The 6,148-nt window shown below is 69.9% G+C and carries 5 protein-coding genes; 4 read left to right on the plus strand and 1 reads right to left on the minus strand.

What is annotated here, in order from left to right:
- Positions 1–148: 148 nt before the first annotated feature.
- Positions 149–724 (minus strand): hypothetical protein, encoded by a 576-nt coding sequence (locus ACZ6TB_RS48545; protein ID WP_465568626.1) that lies wholly within the window; start codon positions 722–724, stop codon positions 149–151.
- Positions 725–785: 61 nt separating this feature from the next.
- On the opposite strand from ACZ6TB_RS48545, the gene ACZ6TB_RS48550 reads away from it, so the two are divergent.
- The 4 genes from ACZ6TB_RS48550 to ACZ6TB_RS48565 form a co-directional block, all read left to right on the plus strand.
- Positions 786–1,595: a spermidine synthase gene (locus ACZ6TB_RS48550; RefSeq protein WP_465568629.1), complete on the plus strand. Its 810-nt coding sequence runs from the start codon at positions 786–788 to the stop codon at positions 1,593–1,595.
- Positions 1,596–1,720: 125 nt separating this feature from the next.
- A complete protein-coding gene (locus ACZ6TB_RS48555) occupies positions 1,721–3,685 on the plus strand; it encodes an alpha-1,4-glucan--maltose-1-phosphate maltosyltransferase (RefSeq protein WP_465568632.1) in 1,965 nt (654 codons plus the stop codon).
- Positions 3,686–3,729: 44 nt separating this feature from the next.
- Positions 3,730–5,508, plus strand: a complete 1,779-nt coding sequence (gene treS / locus ACZ6TB_RS48560; protein ID WP_465568635.1) for a maltose alpha-D-glucosyltransferase — start codon at positions 3,730–3,732, stop codon at positions 5,506–5,508.
- Positions 5,505–6,148 (plus strand): maltokinase N-terminal cap-like domain-containing protein (locus tag ACZ6TB_RS48565; protein ID WP_465568638.1); only part of this gene is annotated, 644 nt, incomplete at its 3' end. The genes treS and ACZ6TB_RS48565, both read left to right, overlap by 4 nt.

Raw genomic sequence — 6,148 nt, forward strand, 5'->3', positions numbered from 1 at the left:
CAATACCGCCCCCCCCCCCCCCTCCCTCTCCCCCCCCCCCCCCCCCCTCCTCCCCCCCCCCCCCCCCCCCCCCCCCCCCCCCCCCCCCCCCCCCCCCCCCCCCCCCCCCCCCCGGGGCGCGCGGGGGGGCGCGGATGGGTAAGAAGGGTCAGGCGGCGAGGAACTGGGGCTCGGCGTCCAGCAGGTAGAGCAGCGCGTCGCGGTGCATTTCGGCTACCGGCTCGAGCAGGTCGGGGTGACGCAGCAGGACGGCGGCGTCGCGGTCTCGCTGGTCGGGGTCCAGGAGGCGGCGGAACTCGTTCGGCAGGCCGCCGGCGCGGCGGGGGTACGGGCGGGGGCGGTCGTCGTCGTAGGGGACGGCGGCGGCTACGGCGTCGACGCCCTTGCGGGCCAGGCGGGGGTCGGCGAGCAGGCAGGCCGCCCAGCTCACGACCACCTCGTCGACCCACGTGCGCCAGCCTTCCTCCTCGGCCAGCTCGTCCTCGGGCTCGCTGCCGGTGCGCCAGTCGAGGACCGCCGAGCCGCCGGGGCCGGCGATGGCGACCAGGGCGGCGTCCATCTCGGTGGGGTAGCGCAGCCAGGCGGCGACGGTGACGGCCTGCCGGGCCTGGAGCTCGGAGAGGGTGTGCGCGATGGTGTCGGGGGTGCCCGCGGGATAGGCACGCGACAGCCAGTGGGTGCTGGCGGCGATCACGGGCGAAAGCTCGACGGACGGTCCGGCCACGAGGCGCTCCTGAGGGTCGGGCGCGGCACCGGAGTGGCCGCGTCAGGGGTACACCTCGGTCGTGGCGAAGGGCGACCTGAGTATGGTCACCGGGATGGGACCGCTCGGCAACCAACGCGCTCCCCTGCGCCTGCTGGCGAGCGTCGGCATCGCCGAGCTGCGGCCCGATCCGGCGCGGCCGCGGGGGTGGACGCTGCTGGTGAACGGGGTGCCGCAGTCGTACGTCGACCTCGACGACCCGGGGCACCTCGAGTTCCCGTACCAGCGCATGATCGGCGCGGCGCTGAACCCCGTACGGGAACCGGTCCTGCATCTGGGTGGCGGTGGGCTGACGCTCGCCCGCCTGATCGACCACCGCCGGCCCGGGGTTTCGCAGGTGGTGATCGAGCGGGATCCGGTGATCGCCGCGCTCGTGGCGAAGAATCTGCCCTATCCGGGAAGCATCGACGTGCGGATCGGCGACGCGCGGGAGGCCCTCGAGAAGGCCGAGCCGCAGAGCTACGGGCTGATCATCGCGGACGTGTTCGTGGGCGCCGCCATGCCGCGCAGCGTCGCGGAGCTGGGATTCGCGGCCGCCGCCAAAAGGGCTTTGCGGCCGGACGGTTTACTGGCGATGAATGTGACCGACGTCCCGCCGCTGGCCCAGACCCGGGATCAGGTCGCCACCGTCCAAATGATCTTCGCTGGCGAAGGGAAAACAACGCTCTACGGCGAGGAATCGGTGGTGCGCGGGAAACGGGTGGGAAATTTGATTTTGCTGGCCGGTAACGTGCCGGCGATCCAAGCGGGAAAGGATGAGCGGGTGTTGCGGGGCGACGAACTGTCGAATTTCGCCGCGGGCGCACGGCCGCTCCTGGACGAGCCCCGCTGAGCGCTCTCCGGTAGGTTTAAAAGCGTCGGCCCGCCGCTGTTTGCGGTGCCACCGCCGCGGAGAAGTATGCCCTGACGGCGGTCTTTGCCGCGCCTGCCCCCGCCCGCCTGACTACGGTGGAGATCATGACCGGTCGTTTTCCCATCGAGGACGTGACCCCGTCGGTGTCCTGTGGCCGATATCCCGCGAAAGCGGTTGTCGGCGAGCTCGTCCCCGTTTCCGCGGTGTCCTATCGCGAAGGACACCACGCTCTCGGCGTCAACGTGGTATGGCGCGGGCCCGAGAGCGAGTCCGAGCCGTTCACCCGCCTGCGGGCCGGTGAGCCCGGTCTCGACCAGTGGCACGGCACGATCCGGCCCGACCGGGTCGGCCGGTGGACGTTCACGGTGGAGGCGTTCGACGATCCGTACCGCACCTGGCGCAACGCCGTGGTGAAGAAGATCGGCGCCGGTCAGGGGCTCGAGGACCTCGCGAACGACCTGGCCGAGGGCGCCGAGGTGCTCGACCTGGCCGCCAAGATCGTGCCGCACGACCACGAGGAGCGGGTACGCGCCGCCGCCGCCGCGCTGCGGGACGAGGGCATGTCGCTGTTCGCCCGTGTCTCCCCCGGTCTCGACCTCGAGGAGCTGCTCTGGCACAACCCGGTCCGCCAGCAGGTGACGACCACCCGCTCGTACGCGATCTGGGTCGACCGGCAGCGCGCGCTCTACTCCTCCTGGTACGAGTTCTTCCCGCGTTCCATCGGCGCCGAGATCGGTCCCGACTCGACGCCGATCAAGCACGGCACGTTCGCCACCGCCGCCGAGCGGATCCCGGCGGTCGCGGCCATGGGCTTCGACGTGCTCTACCTGCCGCCGATCCACCCGATCGGCCGGGTCAACCGCAAGGGCCGCAACAACACGCTGGTGGCGCGCCCGGCCGACGTCGGCTCGCCGTGGGCGATCGGCTCCGAGGAGGGCGGCCACGACGCCATCCACCCCGAGCTGGGCACCCTCGAGGACTTCCGCGCCTTCATCGGCACCGCCCGGGAGAACGGGATGGAGGTGGCGATGGACCTCGCCCTGCAGGCCGCGCCCGACCACCCGTGGGTGACGTCCCACCCGCAGTTCTTCACCACCCGGGCCGACGGCACCATCGCGTACGCCGAGAACCCGCCCAAGAAGTACCAGGACATCTACCCGATCAACTGGGACAACGACTACCGGACCCTGCGCGACGAGGTCTACCGGGTGGTCATGCACTGGGTGGAGCAGGGCGTCAAGATCTTCCGCGTCGACAACCCGCACACCAAGGCGGTCAACTTCTGGCAGTGGTTGATCCCCAAGGTCAAGGAGAACGACCCGGACGTGCTGTTCCTGGCCGAGGCGTTCACCCGGCCGGCCATGATGAACGGCCTCGGCAAGATCGGCTTCACCCAGTCGTACACGTACTTCACCTGGCGCACCACGGCCTGGGAGATGCGCGAGTACATGGGACAGCTGCTGGAGTCGCTCGACTGGATGCGGCCGAACTTCTGGCCGAACACCCCCGACATCCTGCACGAGTCGCTCCAGCACGGCGGACCGCCGATGTTCAAGATCCGGGCGGTGCTGGCGAGCATGCTCTCGCCGTCCTGGGGCATGTACTCGGGATACGAGCTGTTCGAGCACGTCGCCCGGCCCGGCTCGGAGGAGTACGTCGACAACGAGAAGTTCGAGCTCAAGCCCCGCGACTACGCGGCGGCGGAGGCCAGCGGCCGGTCGCTCGCGCCGTACCTCACCCGGCTCAACCGGGTGCGGGCCGGCAACCCGGCGCTGCACTGGCTGCGCAACCTGCGCTTCCACGAGGTCGACAACGGCGCGCTCCTGGTCTTCTCGAAGCGTGACGCGGACACCGGCAACACCGTTCTCGTAGTGGTCTCGTTCGACTCCAGCAACGTGCAGTGGGGCAACACCACGCTCAACATGCCCGAGCTCGGGCTGGACTGGCACGAGCGGTTCGTGGTGGTCGACCAGATCACCGGCGCCTCGTACGAGTGGGGGCAGCACAACGCGGTCCGGATCGACCCGTACGTCGAGCCGGCGCACGTGTTCGTGCTGCAGCGCAACTGAGCGACAGATTCAGAACCTGCGGGTGGGGGTAGGTGGGTATCTCGATGGACCTGACGAAAGATCTCGATCCGGCCGAGCACGAGCACGATCCGGCGGAGGGCAGCCACGTCGAGGACGGTGTGGTCGAGCACCCCACCGCCGAGGACTTCGGGCATGCCCGGGCACTGCCCGCCGACTCGACCTGGTTCCAGCGGGCGGTGTTCTACGAGGTGCTGGTCCGGGCGTTCTACGACTCCAGCTCGGACGGCTCGGGTGACCTGCGCGGCCTCATCGAGCGCCTCGACTACCTGCAGTGGCTCGGCGTCGACTGCCTCTGGCTGCCGCCGTTCTACCAGTCGCCGCTGCGCGACGGCGGGTACGACATCAGCGACTTCTACCGGGTGCTGCCCGAGTTCGGCACGGTCGAGGACTTCGTGGCCCTGCTCGACGCCGCCCACAAGCGCGGCATCCGGGTGATCACCGACCTCGTCATGAACCATACGAGTGACCAGCACGCGTGGTTCCAGGAGTCACGCCGTGACCCCGACGGGCCGTACGGCGATTTCTATGTATGGAGCGACACCAGCGACAAGTACCAGGACGCCCGGGTGATCTTCGTCGACACCGAGGAGTCGAACTGGACGTTCGACCCGGTGCGGCGCCAGTTCTTCTGGCACCGGTTCTTCTCCCACCAGCCCGACCTCAACTACGACAACCCGGCCGTGCAGGAGGCGATGCTCGACGTCCTGCGTTTCTGGCTCGACCTGGGCATCGACGGCTTCCGGCTGGACGCGGTCCCCTACCTGTACGAGCGGGAGGGCACCAACGGCGAGAACCTGCCCGAGACGCACGCCTTCCTCAAGCACTGCCGCAAGGTGATCGACGACGAGTTCCCGGGCCGGGTGCTGCTGGCCGAGGCCAACCAGTGGCCGGCCGACGTGGTGGAATACTTCGGCGACCCGCGCTCCGGCGGCGACGAGTGCCACATGGCGTTCCACTTCCCGCTCATGCCCCGCATCTTCATGGCGGTGCGTCGTGAGTCGCGCTTCCCGATCTCGGAGATCCTGGCCCAGACGCCGGCCATCCCCGACAACTGCCAGTGGGGCATCTTCCTGCGTAACCACGACGAGCTGACGCTCGAGATGGTCACCGACGAAGAGCGCGACTACATGTACTCGGAGTACGCCAAGGACCCGCGGATGAAGGCGAACGTGGGGATCCGCCGGCGGCTCGCTCCGCTGCTGGAGAACGACCGCAACCAGATCGAGCTGTTCACCGCCCTGCTGCTGTCGCTGCCCGGCTCGCCGGTGCTCTACTACGGCGACGAGATCGGGATGGGCGACAACATCTGGCTCGGCGACCGGGACGGCGTGCGCACCCCGATGCAGTGGACGCCGGACCGCAACGCGGGCTTCTCCACCGCCAACCCGGGCCGCCTTTTCCTGCCCGCCAACCAGGACCCGGTGTACGGCTACCAGGCGGTCAACGTGGAGGCCCAGCGCGACAGCTCGACGTCGCTGCTCAACTGGACGCGTACCATGCTCGCCGTGCGGCGCCGCCATGAGGCGTTCGCTGTCGGCACCTTCCGCGAGCTGGGTGGATCCAACCCGTCGGTGCTGGCGTACCTGCGCGAGAACGGCGAGGACGTCGTTCTCTGCGTGAACAACCTGTCGCGCTTCCCGCAACCGATCGAGCTCAACCTGCAGCACTGGAACGGGTACACGCCGGTCGAGCTGACCGGTCACGTGAACTTCCCGCGGATCGGCCAGTTGCCGTACCTGCTGACCCTCCCCGGGCACGGCTTCTACTGGTTCCAGCTGTGCAGGTCCGAGGAGAAGCAATGACGTTGCCCTTCGCCGAGTGGCTGCCGCAGCAACGCTGGTACGCGGGCCGGGCCCGCACGCTGTCGTCCGTCAAGGAGGCGTCGTCGACCAAGCTCGGCGACAACCTCGATCTCGTGCTGATCGACGTCGAGTACACCGACGGCAGCTCCGAGCGGTACCAGGTGATCGTGGCCTGGGACAACGGGCCGATCGCCGAGTTCTCGAGCGTGGCCACGATCGGCGCCGACGACAACCGGACGGGCTACGACGCGCTCTACGACCAGGGCGCCGCGCGCTACCTGCTCTCGCTGGTGCAGAACGGCGGCACGATCGGCGACGTGGTGTTCGAGCCCGAGCCGGGCGCGGACTTCCCGGGCGAGGACGACTATCCCCGGGTGTTCGACGCCGAGCAGAGCAACACCAGCGTGATCTTCGGCCAGGAGGCGATCCTCAAGGTCTTCCGCCGGGTCGCCAGCGGCATCAACCCCGACATCGAGCTCAACCGGGTGCTCGGCCGCCGCGGCAACCAGCACGTGGCGCGGCTGCTCGGCTCGTTCGAGACCACCGGGAGCGGGGGGGGGGGGGGGGGGGGGGGGGGGGGGGGGGGGGGGGGGGGGGGGGGGGGGGGGGGGGGGGGGGGGGGGGGGGGGGGGGGGGGGGG

The organism is Actinoplanes sp. NPDC051537, from assembly GCF_055586105.1.